Raw genomic sequence first — 14651 nt, 5'->3', positions numbered from 1 at the left:
CATGTACGATTTCACTTATACGAAGCCCTCCTCCGTCGCCGACGCCGCCAAGCTCCTGGCCGCGGACCCCGACGCGAAGTTCATCTCCGGCGGGCAGACGCTGCTGCCTGCGCTGAAGCACCGGCTGAACAAGCCGACGACGGTCGTGGACCTCACGGGCATCGCCGAGATGCGCGGCATCCGGCGCGAAGGGAACATGGTCGTCATCGGCGCGCTGATGAAGCACGTCGAGGTTGCGACCAGCGCCGAGGTGAAGGCCGCCATTCCGGCCCTCGCCGACATGGCGTCCAACATCGGCGACGTGCAGGTCCGCAACCGCGGCACGCTGGGCGGATCGGTCTCGAACAACGACCCGGCGGCGGATTATCCGGCGGCGGTGCTGGGCCTGGGCGCCACGGTCGTCACCAGCAAGCGCGAGATTCCGGCCGACGAGTTCTTCCTGGGCATGTTCACCACCGCCCTGGAGGCGGATGAGCTGCTGGTCGCCATCAAGTTCCCGATCCCCGAGAAGGCCGGCTACGCCAAGATGCGCAATCCCGCGAGCCGCTACGTCATGGCCGGCGCCTTCGTCTCCAAGGGGCCGCAGGGCATCCGGGTCGCGATCAACGGCGCGGGCCCCTGCGTCTTCCGCCAGGCGGAGATGGAGGCGGCGCTCGCCGGCTCCTGGTCGCCGGACGCGGTGGCGGGCGTCAAGCAGGACCCGGACGGCATGAATGGCGACATCCACGGCAGCGCCGAGTACCGCGCCCATCTCGTGAGCGTGATGGCAAAGCGGGCAGTGGCCGCCGCGGGCTGAAGGCTACTGCGTGGGGGTGAGGCGCAGCAACCCCTCCGCGCGATCGCGCAGGGCGGTCTGGAACTCGCGGGGGCAGGCGATCTGGTCGCGGTCCGCCGCGCGCTGCGTGGCGCCCAGCCAGTAGCCGTGCCAGACGGCGATGCGCTGCATCTCGGCATCGGACCGGTTGTAGTCGCGCTGCTGGGTCGTCATGCGGCCGAAATACCCCTCCCAGCGCAGCTGGCAGTGGCGCAGCATGCCGTTGACCTCGGCCATCGCGCGGATGCGGCGGGCCTCCTCCTCACCGAGGGTCTGCGCCAGCGGCGTGGCGAGGATGCTCCGCGTGTCCGGCTCTGCCGTGGGTGGAGCCGGTGACTGGCCGGTCGAGCAGCCGGCCAGCAGGAGGACGGAAAGGGCCGCCGGAAGGATCCGCATGGGCGATGCTTGCGCGCCGATGGGGCCCGGGGCAAGCATCGCGGCCATGCAGCTCGATGATCCCGGCACCATCGCCGAAGCCCGCGCCGTCTTCGACCGTTACGAGGAGGCGCTCATGAACAACCGCACCGAGGTGCTCGACAGCATCTTCTGGGGCGATGCGCGGACGGTTCGCTTCGGCATCACCGAGATCCTCTACGGGATCGACGCCATCCGCGCCTTCCGCGGCAGCGTGAAGGCCTATGCGAAGCGGGTGCAGAGGAAGGTCCACATCACCGCCTTCGGGCGCGACTTCGCCTGCACGCATCTGGAATACGAGCGCGTCGGCACCGGGCTGATCGGGCGCGAGACCAAGATCATGGTGCGCCTGCCGGAGATCGGCTGGCGGGTGGTCTCGGCCCATGTGTCCCTCCTCGCGGGCCAGGACCCGGGCCGCACATGAGCAGCTTCGCCACCGATTCACGCCTCCAGGCTTCGCCTTCCGGCGATCGGGGCCGACTGGCCATCATCGGCGGCGGCATCGTCGGCGCCTGCACGGCGCTCGCGGCCCAGCGCGCCGGCTTCGACGTCACGCTGATCGAGCCCGCCCCACCCGGCGGCGAGCAGGCCGCCAGCTACGGCAACGGCTGCTGGTTCAGCCCCTCCAGCACGGTGCCGCCGGCCCTCCCGGGCCTCTGGAAAAAGGTCCCGAAGTTCCTCGCCGACCCGCTGGGACCGCTGGCCATCCGCTGGTCCTATTTCCCCAGGGTCGCGCCCTGGCTGGTCCGCTACCTGCTCTCGGGCTGGACCGAGGCCAGGGTGCTCAGGACCGGCCATGCCCTGCGCGCCCTCGTCGCCGGCGCGCCGGAGCTGCATGCGGCGCTGGCCGAGGAGGCCGGCGTCGGCCATCTCGTGGAGCGCCGCGGCCTGCTCTACGTCTTCCCCGACCGCGCCGCCTTCGAGGCCGAGGCGCTCGCCTGGCGGGTCCGTGCCCAGACCGGCGTGACCTGGCTGGAGATCGGCGAGGACGAGCTCCGCCAGCGCGAGCCCGACCTCGATCGACGCTACAAGTTCGCCCTGCTGGTGGAGGAGGGCGGCCATTGCCGCAATCCCGGCGCCTATGTCGCGGCGCTCGTCGCCCTCGCCGAGGCGCAGGGCATGCGGCGCGTGAACGCCCGCGCCACCGGCTTCCGCATCGAGGCCGGTCGCCTCAAGGCTGTCACCACCGACCAAAGCGAGGTCCGGGCCGACCGCGCCGTCATCTCCGCCGGCGCTTACTCGAAGGCCCTGGCCCGCGAGGCCGGCGACACGCTGCCGCTGGAGACCGAGCGCGGCTACCACGCCGTCATCGCCGATCCCGAGGCCGGGCCGCGCACGCCCATGATGCCCTCGGACGGCAAGATGAGCATCACCATGACCGAGGCCGGCCTGCGCGTGGCCGGCCAGGTCGAGATCGCGGGCATGGAGGCCGCGCCCAACTGGAAGCGCGCGGAGATCCTGCGCGACCACCTGCTGCGCAACTTCCCCGGCCTGCCGCGCGAGATCCCGGCCGAGCGGATCAAGGTCTGGATGGGCCATCGCCCCTCCATGCCGGACGGGCTGCCCTGTATCGGTCCGTCCTCGGCCAGCGCCGATATCCTGCACTGCTTCGGCCATGGCCATGTGGGCCTCGTCGCCGCGCCGCGCAGCGCGGAACTGGCCGTCGCGCTGCTCACGGGAGCGCCGTCGCCCATTCCGCCCGAGCCTTATTCACCCCGCCGGTTCACGTGATGTTTTCGCGTGCATTATTCCGTGAGGGGTGCCATGCTGAGCTACTCGCCCAGCATCCCGTTCGGCCGAGAACACTAGCGTGGATTGAAGAGAGACGTGTCTGACGATTATTCGCCTGAGGGCGGTGACACCGGCCTGATCGAGGCCAAGGTCAAGTGGTACAACGGCCGCAAGGGTTTCGGCTTTGTGCTCGGGCCCGATGGGCAGGACGTGTTCTTCCACGCTTCCGCTCTGACCGAGGCTGGCATCGACCAGCCCGATACCGACGACATTCTCGTGTGCGAGATCGGCTCCGACCGTCAGGGTCGTCGGCTCGTCACGCGCATCACCGAGCTGAAGCGCGGCCCTGGCGGCGGCGGTGGTGCTCGCGGCGGCTTCGGCGACCGTCCCCCGCGCCGTGACTTCGGTGGCCCCGGCGGTGGTGGCGGCTTCGGCGATCGCCCCCCCCGGCGCGACTTCGGCGCTCCGGGCGGCTTTGGCGACCGTCCTCCCCGGCGTGACTTCGGCGCCCCCGGCGGCTTCGGCGATCGTCCCCCGCGGCGTGACTTCGGTGGCCCCCCGGGCGGCGGCGGTGGCTTCGGCGCCCCGCGTGGCCCCGGCGGCTTCGGTGGTGGCGGCGACCGTGGTCCCCGGCGCAACTTCGATGAGGGCACCGGCCCTGTCTATCCGCTGAACGGCACCGTGAAGTGGTTCGATCAGGTGCGCGGCTTCGGCTTCGTCACCCCCGAGGATGGCGGCCAGGACGTGTTCCTGCACTCGTCCGTCCTGACGCGCGCGGGCCGCACGGACCTGCAGCAGGGCGAGAAAGTCTCGCTCGACGTGCGGGACGGCCAGCGCGGCCGCCAGGCCGTCGGCATGAAGTAAGCCGGCCCTTCCAGGCTGGCTTTCGAGGGCCTCGGACGGAAACGTCTGGGGCCTTTTTCTTTCATTAAGGGTTGGGCGCGCAGAATCGGGGCATGCGCGTGCTGCTCCTCCTGCTGATCCTGGCCGGGCCGGCCGTGGCGCAGGTGCCGGTCTGCAACGGGCTTCGCGAGGGCATGACGGCCTGCTTCGACGGGCGGCTCTGCCGCTGCCGCTTCGAGCCGGGAGGGCAGCTCAGCGGCCGGCCGGATGCGCATCGCTGGGATTGCGGCGCGCTCAGGCCGGATTGCCGGCCGAATGAGCCGATCACGCCCTGGCCGAACATCGTGCCCCAGATCTATCTGGACGGGACGCGGGGTCAGCCTAGCCCTAAGCCTCGCTAACGCGCGGGATTCGCATTCCCGGCATACAGCCGCAAGGCGGCCGGCGCCGCCCACTCGACCGTCCGGCCCGCGCATCCATGGCGCGGCGAAGCCAAGCGCGCAGAGCGCGCGCCCGGCGTTTGAGGGCAAAAAACTCACCAGCGGCGGGGGCGCAATCCCGCCTGGAACCAGGAGATCATCGAGTAGATGTCATAGACCGGCAGGCCCGTTGCCGCGGCGAGGTCCGCCGCATAGGGCGGCATGTTCGTGCATTCCAGCACGATCGCGCCGATATCCGGGTTCCGCTCCACGAGCCTCGTGCCAGCGTCCAGGATATCCTGCCGGGCGAGGTCGACATCCATGTCCACCTTTTCCGACCGGATCAGCACGCGGAAGAACTCCCGGCCGCCCTCCGTGCCCTCGACCGGCGTGTCCAGCGGCACGCCCGCCGCCTCCAGGTGCCGCGTGGTCAAGCTTGCGCTGTTCACCGTGATGATGCCCACGCGTTTGCCCGGCGGCAGCGTCGCCTGCACCCAGGGCACCTGCATCATCGAGGAGGTCGCGACAGGCACCTTCACCGCCGCCGCCAGCTCCGCCTGGAAGAGCGAGAGAAAGCCGCAATTGGTCGTGATCGCCTCGGCACCGAGGTCCACGAGGTCGCGCGCCGCCTCCACGAAGGCGTCCAGCAGCCCGGCCGCGCCCTGCTCCACCACCCGGCTCGGTGAGGCGCCGCGCACCACGCGGAACAGCACGGGGAAGGGCCAGGTCTCGCCATTGCCCATGTCGCCGAGGATGCGCGGAAAGCGGGCCTCCAGCATCAGGATGCCAAGCGGCGCGCCATAGATGGACTTTCCGCCGCGCGCGATGTGACCCGCCATGATTTCCCTCGATCTGGTCCCCACCTAGATTGCGCCCGACTCACACTCTGGAGAACCCACCCATGCGCCGCCGCTCCCTGCTGGCCCTGCCATTCGCCGCCCCTGCTGTCGCGATGGCCCAGGACGCCGCCTTCCCCAGCCGCCCGATCACCATCTACAGCGGCTTCCCCAACGGCTCCGGCATCGACATCTACGTCCGCCGCATGATCGAGCCGCTGAGCCGCGCGCTGGGCGTGACCATCCTGGCCGACAACCGCACCGGCGCCGGCGGCAATATCGGCTCGGACTTCGTCGCGAAGTCGCGGCCTGACGGCTACACGCTCTACTTCGGCACGGCCGGCACGCATGCCATCAACCAGACGCTCTACCGCACGCTGCCCTTCCACGTGATCCGTGACTTCACGCCCATCGCGCATCTCGGCGACGTGCCGAACATCCTGACCGTGAGCCCGGAGCGCCGCCCCGAATTCACCGACTGCGCCGCGCTGCTGCGATTCGCCCGCGCCAATCCCGGCAAGCTGAACTACGCCTCGACGGGCAACGGCGCCTCGACGCATCTCGCCGGCGCGCAGTTCGCCATGGCCGCCAACATCGACGTCACGCACATCCCCTATCGCGGCCAGCCCGGCGCGCAGACGGCCCTGCTGGCCGGCGACGTGGATTTCTTCCTGAACCAGTCCGGCCCCGCCATGGGCGCGATGCGGCAGGGGCAGGTGAGGGGCCTCGGCGTGACCACCGCCCAGCGCATGGCGGTCCTCCCGGATGTCCCGACCGTGGCCGAGGCCTGCAACCTGCCGGGCTTCGTGAGCACGACCTGGTACGGCATGTTTGGCCCGGCCAACCTGCCGGCGCCCATCCTGGCGAAGCTGTCGGCGGCCTTCACGACCGTCCTGCGCGACCCCGAATTCGCGAAGTGGCTGACGGAGAACCAGGGGATCTCCCTGCCGCCGGTCTACACGCCCGAGGGCTTCGCCGAGATCCAGCGCCGCGACGTCGAAAGCTGGGGCGCGATCGTCCGCCGCTCCGGTGCCTCGGTGGACTGAAGCTTTCGCGGGCCGGCCATGTCCGGCCCGGATTTCTGCGATTCTGGCTTGCGGAACCACGTGGGCCTGACGTAGAACTGCAGTGACATGTTACGGATCGCATCAGGCGAATGTCGCTGCTGACTCCCATCGAGGCCCCGCCCTCCCTGACCGAGCGCGCCGTCGCCGAGCTTCGCCGCGACATCCTCACCGCGCGCCTCGCCCCCGGCGAGACGGTCTCCGAGGCCGCCGTCGCCCAGCACCTGGAGCTCGGCAAGGCGCCGGTCCGCGCGGCCCTGGCGCGCCTCGCCGAGGAGGGGCTGGTCACCGCCGTCCCGCGCCGCGGCTGGATGGTCAGCCTCGTCACCATCCGCGACATCCATGAGGTCTTCGATCTCCGCCTGATGCTCGAGCCCGAGGCCGCCCGCCGCGCCGCGGGCCGGGTCGACGCGCAGATGCTCGCCCGCCTCGATGCCGTCTGCGCCGAGGGCTACGACTGCGCCGACGAGGACAGCGCCATGCGCTTCCTCGACGCCAACAAGGCCTTCCACGTCGCCATCGCCGAGCTGGCCGGCAATGCGCGCCTGGCCCGCCAGCTCGACCGCCTGCTGGACGAGAGCACGCGCATGCTGGTGCTCGGCCTCCGCCCACGCGACCGCACCGGCGAGATGGCGCATGAGCATCACGTGCTGGTGGAGGCGCTGGCGCTCGGCCGCGCCGAGGACGCCGCTGGCATCATGCACGAACAGGTTTCGGCCAGCCGCAGGATGGTGCTGGCCGCGCTCACCGCCCCGGATGCGAGGACCGTGCTGTGAACATGATGGCGCCTCTCACGAGGCTCGACAGTCTTCTGGCCGATATCCGCGTGGCGGCTCGTGCCCCTCTGGCGACACGCTCCGGCGCAGTCGCCGCCGCCATCGCGCCGCATCTCGACGACCCGAAGCTGCTGGCCGGCAAGGAATGTCCCTGCAATCCCGACCGCTACATCCGCCACCTGCTGGGCGAGGGCGACGGCTATGCCGTGGTGGCGCTGGTCTGGCGCCCGGGCCAGATGTCGCCCGTTCATGCGCACCACACCTGGTGCTCGCTCGGTGTCCATAGCGGCGTGCTGACCGAGCATTTTTTCGCCCCCGGCGCGCCGCCGCAGCCTACGGCCGCCCATCTGCGAGTCCGCGGCGACACCAGCCATGGCCCGGCGAGCCCGGACGTCATCCACCGCATCGCCAATTGCTCGGCCGAGGTCGCGGTCTCCATCCATGTCTATGGCGTGCCCTTCGCCGAATTCGCCGAGGGCGTGAACCTCGTCCTGGCCTGAAATCAGCGAAATTGCTGCGAGGCTGATTCACGCTTCAGGTTGAACGAAGCTGAAGCGATCAGGTTCGACGCGGGTTGACGCCGCAGTGCAGCATGCCGAGGGTGGCACGGTGATGCCTGCCCTGTGCTGAACCTCAATCCCAAGATCGTCTTCGGCCTGCTGCTCGGTTCCATCGCTTCGGTGATCTGGGGCGGACATGCGGTGGTCGCGCGCCTCGCGCTGGTCGGGCAGGGCTTCGAGATCCTCGATATCCTCGTCTGCCGCTACGTCCCGGCCTCACTGCTGATGGCGCCGCTGGTCTGGCGCGAGCGCGCGGCGATGCGCCATCTGGGTTGGCGGCGGATCCTGGTGCTCTTCCTCTTCGCCGGCGCGGGCAACCTGCTCTTCTACGCCACGGCGCTGCGCTTCGCGCCGGCCACGCACGGCTCGACCATCGCGCCGATGACCATGCCGGTGGCCGGCGCGCTGCTCGCCTGGTGGCTGCTGCGCGAGCGTCCGACGCCGGGCCGCGCCGCGGCACTCGCCGCCATGCTCTCGGGCGTGCTGATCATCGGCTGGGACGGGCTCGGCCAGCATCCCGGCGCCTGGCGCGGCGACCTGCTGCTGATGGCCGCGGGCGTCACCTGGGCGGTCTTCACCATCCTGATCCGGCGCTGGCAGGTGCCGGCCATCCCGGCGACGGCGGCGGTGACACTGGTCTCCCTGCCCTTCGTGCTGCCGCCCTGGCTCTGGCAGCGCGCCGAGGCCTTTTTTGCGCTGCCGACGGGCCTCGTCATCTGGATGATTGTGGCCCAGGGCGTGCTTCTGGGCGGCCTGTCGATGCTGCTCTTCGCGCGCAGCGTGGAGATGCTGGGGGCCACGCGCGCCAGCACGCTGGCGGTGATCGTGCCGGTGACGGGGCTGATCCTGTCGGCGGTGGTGCTGGCCGAGCCGATCGGGGCGGTGAAGGCGCTGGGCGCGGCGCTCTCCGTGGGCGGGATGCTGGCCGCCGTGCTCTTCACCGGGCGGCGCGTGTAGCGGGGTGCAGGAAACGGTGGACATGCATGTCCACCCTGCCGGGGGTGCTCGAGGGGTGGAGCCCCTCGATCTCAGGGTTTCGGCTTCGTCCGCACCCAGCTGGTGGTGATGTGGACCGCGACCTCATCGCTGTCCGCGCGCGTGATCAGCACCTCGCCGAAGATGGTTCGCCCGCTGCCCTTCAGCACGCGCGCCGTCGCGACGATCGGCCCCGGCCCGCAGGCGCGGAGGAAGTTGACGTGCATGTTGGTGGTCAGGCTCTCGTCGCGCCCCTCGGTGTCGGCGAGCAGCGCGGCCCACATGGCGATGTCGGCGAGGCCCATGATGGCCGGGCCCGAGACCGTGTTGCCCGGCCGCAGCACGCGCGGGCTGGAGGGCAGCTCCAGCTTCGCATAGCCGGGCGAGGCCTCCAGCAGCCGCACGCCCCATTCGGCGCCGAGCGGCACGCCGGCATGCATGATGGCTTCGATCTCGGCGAGCGTCATGCCGGCTCGCCCGCGACCACGCGGCCGGTGCAGGGATTGCCGCCGAGCCAGTAGCAGAGTTCCGCCGGTCGCTCGACGGCGTAGAAAGCGAGGTCGCAGCGCATGCCCTCGGCCAGCACGCCGCGGTCCTTCAGCCCGAGCGCAGCGGCGGCGTTGCGGGTCACGCCGAGCAGCGCCTCGGCCACCGTCAGCCGGAACAGCGTGCAGCCGAGGTTGAGCATCAGCAGCAGCGACAGCGCCGGCGAAGAGCCTGGGTTCATGTCGGTGGAGATGGCCATGCGGCAGCCGGTCGCGCGCATCGTGGCGATATCGGGAAAGTGCTTTTCCCGCAGCGTGAGCGTGGCGCCAGGCAGCAGCACCGCGACGGTGCCGGCCTTCGCCATGGCCGCGATGCCTTCGGGATTCGAGCGCTCCATATGATCGGCGGAGAGCGCGCCGAAGCGCGCGGCCAGCGCGGCGCCGCCGCAATCCGTGAGCTGGTCGGCATGCAGCTTCACGGGCAGGCCGCAGCGCTGCGCGGCTTCGAAGACCATCGCGGTCTCCTCCGGCGTGAAGGCGATGCTTTCGCAGAAGGCGTCCACGGCGTCGGCCAGGCCTTCGGAGGCGGCGCGCGGCAGGATCTCCTCCGCGACGAGGCGCGCATATTCCGCGCTGCGCCCGGCATATTCCGGCGGCACGGCATGCGCGGCGAGCAGGCTGGTGACGATGCCGACCGCCCGCTCGCCCTCCAGCGCCCGGGCCGCACGCAACTGCTTCAGCTCCGCGCCGAGTTCCAGCCCGTAGCCCGACTTGATCTCGACGGTGGTGACGCCCTCGCGCAGCAGCCCGTCGAGCCGGGGCAGAGCGGCCTTGACGAGCGTTTCCTCGCTCGCCTCACGGGTGGCGCGCATGGTGGAGAGGATGCCGCCGCCGGCGCGGGCGATTTCCTCATAGGAGGCGCCGGCCAGCCGCGCCTCGAACTCGCCGGAGCGGTTGCCGCCGAAGACCATGTGGGTGTGGCAGTCGATCAGCCCGGGCAGGATCCAGGCACCCTTGCAGTCCGTGACGGGGGCCGAGTGCGCGGCCAAGCCGGCGCGCGGCCCGACATAGGCGATGCGCCCGTCCTTCGCGGCGATGGCCCCGTCCTGGATGATCCCGAGCGCGTCATCCCGCATCGTGGCGAGGTGGGCGTTCACCCAGACGTGCGAAAAACTCATGCGAGCGGCACCAGCGCCGCCAGCCGATGTCCGGCCAGCAGCTTGCGCGCGGCGGCGATGTCGGGGGCCATCAGCCGGTCCTCGTCCCAGGGCGCCACATGCTCGCGCAGCGCAGCATGCGCGGTCTCGATCGGTGCCGAGCTGGTCAGCGGGCGATGGAACTCGATGCCCTGCGCGGCCTCCAGCAGCTCGATGGCGAGGATGCCCTGCAGGTTGTCCAGCATGGGGCGCAGCCGCAGCGCGGCGCCTGTCGCCATGGAGACATGATCCTCCTGGTTGGCGGAGGTCGGCATGCTGTCCACGCTGCGGGGATGGGCCAGTGCCTTGTTCTCGCTGGCCAGCGCCGCGGCCGTGACCTGGGCGATCATGAAGCCGGAATTCACCCCGCCCGCCTGCACCAGGAAGGCCGGCAGGCCCGAGAGCACCGGGTCGGTCAGCAGGGCGATGCGCCGCTCCGCGATGGCGCCGATCTCCGCGACGGCCAGCGCCAGCGTGTCGGCCGCGAAGGCCACCGGCTCCGCATGGAAGTTACCGCCCGACAGAAGCTCGCCGCCCGCGACCAGCAGCGGGTTGTCGGTGACGGCATTGGCCTCGCGCTCCAGCGTCAGGGCGGCCTGCTCCATCAGGTCGAGGCAGGCGCCCGCCACCTGCGGCTGGCAGCGCAGGCAATAGGGGTCCTGCACGCGCACATCGCCGTAGCGGTGGCTCTCGCGGATGGCGCTGCCGGCGAGCAGCCCGCGCAGCGCCGCGGCGGTGCGGATCTGGCCCGGCTGTCCCCGCAGCGCGTGGATGCGCGGGTCGAAGGGCGTGTCGGAGCCGCGCGCCGCATCCACGCTCATCGCGCCCGTCAGCAGCGAGGCGCGCAGCAGGTCCTCGGCGCGGAACAGCGCGTCGATCGCCAGCGCCGTCGAGACCTGCGTGCCGTTCAGCAGCGCCAGCCCCTCCTTCGGGCCCAACACCGCCGGCAGCCGCCCGATGGCCAGCAGCGCGGCCTCGCCGTCGCGTCGCACGCCGGTCGTGTCCGTGGCTGAGCCCTCGCCGACCAGCACCAGCGAGAGATGCGCGAGCGGCGCCAGGTCGCCCGAGGCGCCGACCGAGCCCTGCGACGGCACGTCCGGCAGCATGTCGTGCTCCAGCAGGGCGATCAGCGTCTCGATGATCTCCGCCCGCACGCCCGAGGCGCCGCGCGCCAGCGACATCGCCTTCAGCGCCAGCGCCAGCCGGATCACGGGGCGCGGCAGGTCCTCGCCCGTGCCGGCGGCGTGGCTGCGCAGCAGGTTGAGCTGGAGCTTCGCCAACTCGCCCTCGTGGATGCGGGTGGAGGCCAGCTTCCCGAAGCCGGTGTTCACGCCATAGAGCGGCTCGCCGCTGGCCAGCGCGTTGTGCAGGGTCTCGAGGCCGGCGGCGACGTCGATTCCCCAGCCCTCCGCGAGCTCGAGGACGGCGCCGTCGCGGATGGCGCGGAGTTGGGCGAGGCGGGCCTGTCCCGCCTGGATGGTCTGCTTCATCGTCGGAAGATAGGGGCGCGCCGTGCGGGCTGTCAGCAGGGCGGGGTTGCGCCTCTCCGGGGCGGCGTCGATGTTTCACCGACCCGTCGCACAGGAAAGGTCCTTCATGCCGGATTTCTTGGCCGCCCACGCCCTGCTGCCCGAAGGCTGGCGGCGCGACGTGCTGATATCCGGCGACGAGGCCGGGCTGATCACGGCGGTCACCCCCGATTCGCCGGATGGCACGGCGCGGCGACTGCGCGGCCATGTGATCCCGGGCGTGCCGAACCTCCACAGCCACGCCTTCCAGCGCGCCATGGCCGGGGGGGCCGAACGCCGCAGCCCCGCCGGGCAGGACAGCTTCTGGACCTGGCGCGAGACCATGTACCGCTTCGCGCTGACCATCTCGCCGGAGGACGCCGAGGCGATCGGCGCGCTGCTCTACGCCGAGTGCCTGACGCGCGGCTTTACCCAGGTCGCCGAGTTCCACTACCTGCACCACGCGCCGGACGGCTCGCCCTATGCGGACCGCTCCGAGATGGCGCAGCGCCTCTTCGCCGCGGCCGAAGCGGCCGGCATGGGCATCACCATGCTACCCAGCCTCTACCGCCACGGCAGCATCTTCGGCGGGATGCCGCATGAGGGGCAGCGCCGCTTCCTGAACGACCTCGACGGCTTCTTCGAGATCCTGGAGCGCGTGAAGGTCACCGCGGCTCGCCAGCGCAACGCCGCCTGGGGCGTGGCGCCGCACAGCCTGCGCGCCGTCACGCCCGCCATGCTTCAGGCCATGGCCGAGCTGGAGGCGCCCATCCACATCCACGCCGCCGAGCAGGAGCGCGAGGTCGGCGAATGCCTCGCCGCCACCGGCCTGCGCCCGGTGCAATGGCTGCTGGAGAACTGCCCGCTGGACCGCCGCTGGGTGCTGATCCACGCCACCCACATGGACGTGGCCGAGACGCGCGCCCTCGCCGCGACCGGCGCCGTCGCCGGATTGTGCCCGAGCACCGAGGCCTCCCTCGGCGACGGCATCTTTCCCTTGCTGGACTACCTCGCCTCAGACGGCGTGCTCGGTCTCGGCACCGACAGCCATGTCGGCATCGACCCCGCCGCCGAGATCCGCCAGCTGGAGACGAGTCAGCGCCTCGCCCTGGAGCTCCGCAGCGTCGCCACCGACGAGGTCCGCCCGCATCCCGGCCGCGGCCTGCTGGAGCGCGCCCTGGCTGGCGGCGCCCAGGCCTGCGGCGTCCCGCTCGGCGCCATCGCCATGGGGATGCGCTGCGACCTCGTGGAGCTGGACGACGAGCACCCCACTTTGGTCGGCCGCGAGGGCGACGGCCTGCTCGACGCCTGGGTCTTCGGCCCTTCCGACCGGATGGTGCGCAGCGTGGCGGTCGGTGGCCGCGTGGTGGTCGAAGGCGGCCGCCACATCCATGAGGGCACGATCCGCGAGAACTTCGCGAAAACCATGAGGAGCCTCGGCGCATGAGCCTGTCCGGAAAGATCGCCTACATCACCGGCGGCAGCCGCGGCATCGGGAAGGCGTCGGCGCTCGCCTTCGCCGAGGCCGGCGCCGACGTCGCCCTCTGCCACTACCAGGACGAGGCGGAAGGAAAGGCCGTCGCCGCCGCCATCGAGGCCATGGGCCGCCGCGCCTTCCAGATGGCGGCCGATGTCGGCGTGGTCGCCGAGGTCAACGCCTTCGCCGCCGCCGCCGAGGCCGCGCTCGGCCCCTGTGACATCCTGCTCAACAATGCCGGAATCAACATCCGCACGCCCTTCGGCGAGATCTCCGAGGCGGAGTTCGACCGGATGTTCGACGTCCACATGAAGGGCATGTTCTTCATGGCCCAGGCCGTCTATCCCGGCATGGTCGCCCGCGGCGGCGGGCGGATCATCAATATTTCATCCCAACTCGCCATCAAGGGCTCGGCCGGCATCACGACCTATTGCGCGGCCAAGGGCGGCATCCTGAGCTTCACCCGCTCGCTGGCCTTCGAGGCCGGGCCGCACGGCGTGCTGGTGAACGCCATCGCGCCCGGCCCGATCGAGACCGACCTGACGGCCCGGCGCGGCCCGGAATGGAAGGCGCGCATCTCGGCCAGCCTGCCGCTCGGGCGGCTCGGCTTCCCAGAGGAGATCGCGGCCACGGCGGTGCTCCTCGCAGGTCCGGGCGGGACCTACTACTGCGGGGCCTGTCTTTCTCCGAACGGTGGAGACATCATGCACTGACGGAGCGAGGGGCTCCGCCCCCTGGACCCCCGCCGGGGGCCGTTGAGCCCCCGGACCCCCGGCCTGAAGGAGGATCAGAAATGTCATTCTACCGCGGCATGACCTGCAGCAACGTCACCCTCACGGGCGACGGCGGCACCCCCATCACCGCCTATGTGGCCAAGCCCGAAGGCGCCGGCCCCTTCCCGGGCGTGGTGCTGATCCACCACCTCCCGGGCTGGAGCGAGCTCTACATCGAGACGACGCGCCGCTTCGCGCATCACGGCTATTACGCGATCTGCGCCAACCTCTACGAGCGCACGGGCGGCGGCAATCCGGACGACGTCGCCGCCAAGGTCCGCGCCGAGGGCGGCATCCCCGACGCCCAGATGGTCGGAGACACCGCCGCCGCCGTGGCCTGGATGCGCGCGCAGCCCCAGAGCAACGGCCATGTCGGCCTCTTCGGCTCCTGCTCCGGCGGGCGGCACGCGGTCATCTACGCCAGCAAGCGCAACGACATCGACGCCGTCGTGGACCTCTGGGGCGGCCGCGTGGTGATGGGCGCGGAGGAACTGAACCCCAAGACGCCCGTGGCGCCGATCGACATGACGAAGGACCTCTCCGCGCCGCTGCTGGGCCTCTTCGGCAATGACGACCGCGCGCCGAGCCCCGAGCAGGTCGACCAGCACGAGGCCGAGCTGAAGAAGCACGGCAAGGACTACGAGTTCCACCGCTACGACGGCGCCGGCCACGGCTTCTTCTACTGGCACCGGCCGCTCTACCGGCCCGAGCAGGCCATGGACGGGTGGAACAAGGTCTTCGCCTTCTTCGGCAAGCACCTGGCGAAGTAGGGAGGAGCGG

17 protein-coding genes are annotated in these 14651 nt (G+C 71.0%); 12 read left to right on the top strand and 5 right to left on the bottom strand.

Features of this window, described 5'->3' with window-relative positions; translation table 11 throughout:
- Position 1 precedes the first annotated feature (1 nt).
- Entirely contained in the window at positions 2 to 796 is a 795-nt protein-coding gene (locus AC1ROY_RS06100; RefSeq protein WP_493147704.1) for an FAD binding domain-containing protein, read from the top strand.
- 3 nt (positions 797 to 799) lie between these two features.
- On the opposite strand, the gene AC1ROY_RS06095 is transcribed toward AC1ROY_RS06100, so the two are convergent.
- Entirely contained in the window at positions 800 to 1210 is a 411-nt protein-coding gene (locus tag AC1ROY_RS06095) for a hypothetical protein (protein ID WP_493147703.1), read from the bottom strand.
- Positions 1211 to 1256: 46 nt separating this feature from the next.
- Here AC1ROY_RS06095 and AC1ROY_RS06090 point away from each other — a divergent pair, with 46 nt between their 5' ends.
- From AC1ROY_RS06090 to AC1ROY_RS06075, 4 genes are all read left to right on the top strand, one after another.
- Entirely contained in the window at positions 1257 to 1652 is a 396-nt protein-coding gene (locus AC1ROY_RS06090; protein ID WP_493147702.1) for an AtzH-like domain-containing protein, read from the top strand.
- A complete protein-coding gene (locus tag AC1ROY_RS06085) occupies positions 1649 to 2959 on the top strand; it encodes an NAD(P)/FAD-dependent oxidoreductase (RefSeq protein WP_493147701.1) in 1311 nt (436 codons plus the stop codon). Before AC1ROY_RS06090 ends, AC1ROY_RS06085 begins: the two co-directional genes overlap by 4 nt.
- A 96-nt stretch (positions 2960 to 3055) precedes the next feature.
- Positions 3056 to 3823, top strand: coding sequence for a cold-shock protein (locus tag AC1ROY_RS06080; RefSeq protein WP_493147700.1), 768 nt, complete (start codon positions 3056 to 3058; stop codon positions 3821 to 3823).
- A 92-nt stretch (positions 3824 to 3915) separates the two neighbouring features.
- Positions 3916 to 4203, top strand: a complete 288-nt coding sequence (locus AC1ROY_RS06075) for a hypothetical protein (protein ID WP_493147699.1) — start codon at positions 3916 to 3918, stop codon at positions 4201 to 4203.
- 134 nt (positions 4204 to 4337) lie between these two features.
- Here the strand turns inward: AC1ROY_RS06075 and AC1ROY_RS06070 are convergent, their stop codons facing one another.
- The gene (locus AC1ROY_RS06070; protein ID WP_493147698.1) at positions 4338 to 5060 is read right to left on the bottom strand and encodes an aspartate/glutamate racemase family protein; all 723 of its coding nucleotides are present in this window, start codon (positions 5058 to 5060) and stop codon (positions 4338 to 4340) included.
- Between the two features lie 62 nt (positions 5061 to 5122).
- On the opposite strand from AC1ROY_RS06070, the gene AC1ROY_RS06065 reads away from it, so the two are divergent.
- The 4 genes from AC1ROY_RS06065 to AC1ROY_RS06050 all read left to right on the top strand — a co-directional run bounded on the left by AC1ROY_RS06065 (position 5123) and on the right by AC1ROY_RS06050 (position 8414).
- Positions 5123 to 6103, top strand: coding sequence for a Bug family tripartite tricarboxylate transporter substrate binding protein (locus AC1ROY_RS06065; protein ID WP_493147697.1), 981 nt, complete (start codon positions 5123 to 5125; stop codon positions 6101 to 6103).
- A gap of 110 nt (positions 6104 to 6213) precedes the next feature.
- Positions 6214 to 6897 carry a GntR family transcriptional regulator gene (locus tag AC1ROY_RS06060; protein WP_493147696.1) on the top strand — a complete coding sequence of 228 codons (684 nt, stop codon included), beginning with the start codon at positions 6214 to 6216 and terminating at the stop codon, positions 6895 to 6897.
- A gap of 2 nt (positions 6898 to 6899) precedes the next feature.
- Positions 6900 to 7397, top strand: coding sequence for a cysteine dioxygenase family protein (locus AC1ROY_RS06055; protein WP_493147695.1), 498 nt, complete (start codon positions 6900 to 6902; stop codon positions 7395 to 7397).
- A 123-nt stretch (positions 7398 to 7520) separates the two neighbouring features.
- Positions 7521 to 8414 (top strand): DMT family transporter, encoded by an 894-nt coding sequence (locus AC1ROY_RS06050; protein WP_493147694.1) that lies wholly within the window; start codon positions 7521 to 7523, stop codon positions 8412 to 8414.
- A 71-nt stretch (positions 8415 to 8485) separates the two neighbouring features.
- Here AC1ROY_RS06050 and AC1ROY_RS06045 read toward each other — a convergent pair whose 3' ends face one another.
- The 3 genes from AC1ROY_RS06045 to hutH are packed head-to-tail and all read right to left on the bottom strand — an operon-like array spanning position 8486 to position 11603.
- Positions 8486 to 8899, bottom strand: coding sequence for a PaaI family thioesterase (locus AC1ROY_RS06045; protein WP_493147693.1), 414 nt, complete (start codon positions 8897 to 8899; stop codon positions 8486 to 8488).
- Entirely contained in the window at positions 8896 to 10095 is a 1200-nt protein-coding gene (gene hutI, locus AC1ROY_RS06040; RefSeq protein WP_493147692.1) for an imidazolonepropionase, read from the bottom strand. Before hutI ends, AC1ROY_RS06045 begins: the two co-directional genes overlap by 4 nt.
- On the bottom strand, positions 10092 to 11603 hold the full coding sequence (gene hutH, locus AC1ROY_RS06035; protein ID WP_493147691.1) for a histidine ammonia-lyase: 1512 nt from the start codon (positions 11601 to 11603) through the stop codon (positions 10092 to 10094). Before hutH ends, hutI begins: the two co-directional genes overlap by 4 nt.
- Positions 11604 to 11709: 106 nt before the next feature.
- On the opposite strand from hutH, the gene AC1ROY_RS06030 reads away from it, so the two are divergent.
- From AC1ROY_RS06030 to AC1ROY_RS06020, 3 genes are all read left to right on the top strand, one after another.
- On the top strand, positions 11710 to 13068 hold the full coding sequence (locus AC1ROY_RS06030) for a formimidoylglutamate deiminase (RefSeq protein WP_493147690.1): 1359 nt from the start codon (positions 11710 to 11712) through the stop codon (positions 13066 to 13068).
- Complete coding sequence (locus AC1ROY_RS06025; protein ID WP_493147689.1) at positions 13065 to 13811, top strand: SDR family NAD(P)-dependent oxidoreductase; 747 nt, start codon at positions 13065 to 13067, stop codon at positions 13809 to 13811. Before AC1ROY_RS06030 ends, AC1ROY_RS06025 begins: the two co-directional genes overlap by 4 nt.
- An 80-nt stretch (positions 13812 to 13891) precedes the next feature.
- Positions 13892 to 14641 carry a dienelactone hydrolase family protein gene (locus AC1ROY_RS06020; protein ID WP_493147688.1) on the top strand — a complete coding sequence of 250 codons (750 nt, stop codon included), beginning with the start codon at positions 13892 to 13894 and terminating at the stop codon, positions 14639 to 14641.
- Positions 14642 to 14651 lie beyond the last annotated feature (10 nt).

Source organism: Roseococcus sp. GW821-FHT12F05 (assembly GCF_058806835.1).
This window is presented reverse-complemented; position numbering and strand designations above follow the sequence as displayed.

Excerpts from the sequence above, each read along its gene's own strand:
- AC1ROY_RS06060 (WP_493147696.1), top strand. The coding sequence starts at position 6,214 with ATGTCGCTGCTGACTCCCATCGAGGCCCCGCCCTCCCTGACCGAGCGC.
- AC1ROY_RS06065 (WP_493147697.1), top strand. The coding sequence starts at position 5,123 with ATGCGCCGCCGCTCCCTGCTGGCCCTGCCATTCGCCGCCCCTGCTGTC.
- AC1ROY_RS06075 (WP_493147699.1), top strand. The coding sequence starts at position 3,916 with ATGCGCGTGCTGCTCCTCCTGCTGATCCTGGCCGGGCCGGCCGTGGCG.
- hutH (WP_493147691.1), bottom strand. The coding sequence starts at position 11,603 with ATGAAGCAGACCATCCAGGCGGGACAGGCCCGCCTCGCCCAACTCCGC.
- AC1ROY_RS06025 (WP_493147689.1), top strand. The coding sequence starts at position 13,065 with ATGAGCCTGTCCGGAAAGATCGCCTACATCACCGGCGGCAGCCGCGGC.
- AC1ROY_RS06045 (WP_493147693.1), bottom strand. The coding sequence starts at position 8,899 with ATGACGCTCGCCGAGATCGAAGCCATCATGCATGCCGGCGTGCCGCTC.
- hutI (WP_493147692.1), bottom strand. The coding sequence starts at position 10,095 with ATGAGTTTTTCGCACGTCTGGGTGAACGCCCACCTCGCCACGATGCGG.
- AC1ROY_RS06020 (WP_493147688.1), top strand. The coding sequence starts at position 13,892 with ATGTCATTCTACCGCGGCATGACCTGCAGCAACGTCACCCTCACGGGC.
- AC1ROY_RS06085 (WP_493147701.1), top strand. The coding sequence starts at position 1,649 with ATGAGCAGCTTCGCCACCGATTCACGCCTCCAGGCTTCGCCTTCCGGC.
- AC1ROY_RS06090 (WP_493147702.1), top strand. The coding sequence starts at position 1,257 with ATGCAGCTCGATGATCCCGGCACCATCGCCGAAGCCCGCGCCGTCTTC.
- AC1ROY_RS06070 (WP_493147698.1), bottom strand. The coding sequence starts at position 5,060 with ATGGCGGGTCACATCGCGCGCGGCGGAAAGTCCATCTATGGCGCGCCG.
- AC1ROY_RS06030 (WP_493147690.1), top strand. The coding sequence starts at position 11,710 with ATGCCGGATTTCTTGGCCGCCCACGCCCTGCTGCCCGAAGGCTGGCGG.
- AC1ROY_RS06100 (WP_493147704.1), top strand. The coding sequence starts at position 2 with ATGTACGATTTCACTTATACGAAGCCCTCCTCCGTCGCCGACGCCGCC.
- AC1ROY_RS06095 (WP_493147703.1), bottom strand. The coding sequence starts at position 1,210 with ATGCGGATCCTTCCGGCGGCCCTTTCCGTCCTCCTGCTGGCCGGCTGC.
- AC1ROY_RS06055 (WP_493147695.1), top strand. The coding sequence starts at position 6,900 with ATGATGGCGCCTCTCACGAGGCTCGACAGTCTTCTGGCCGATATCCGC.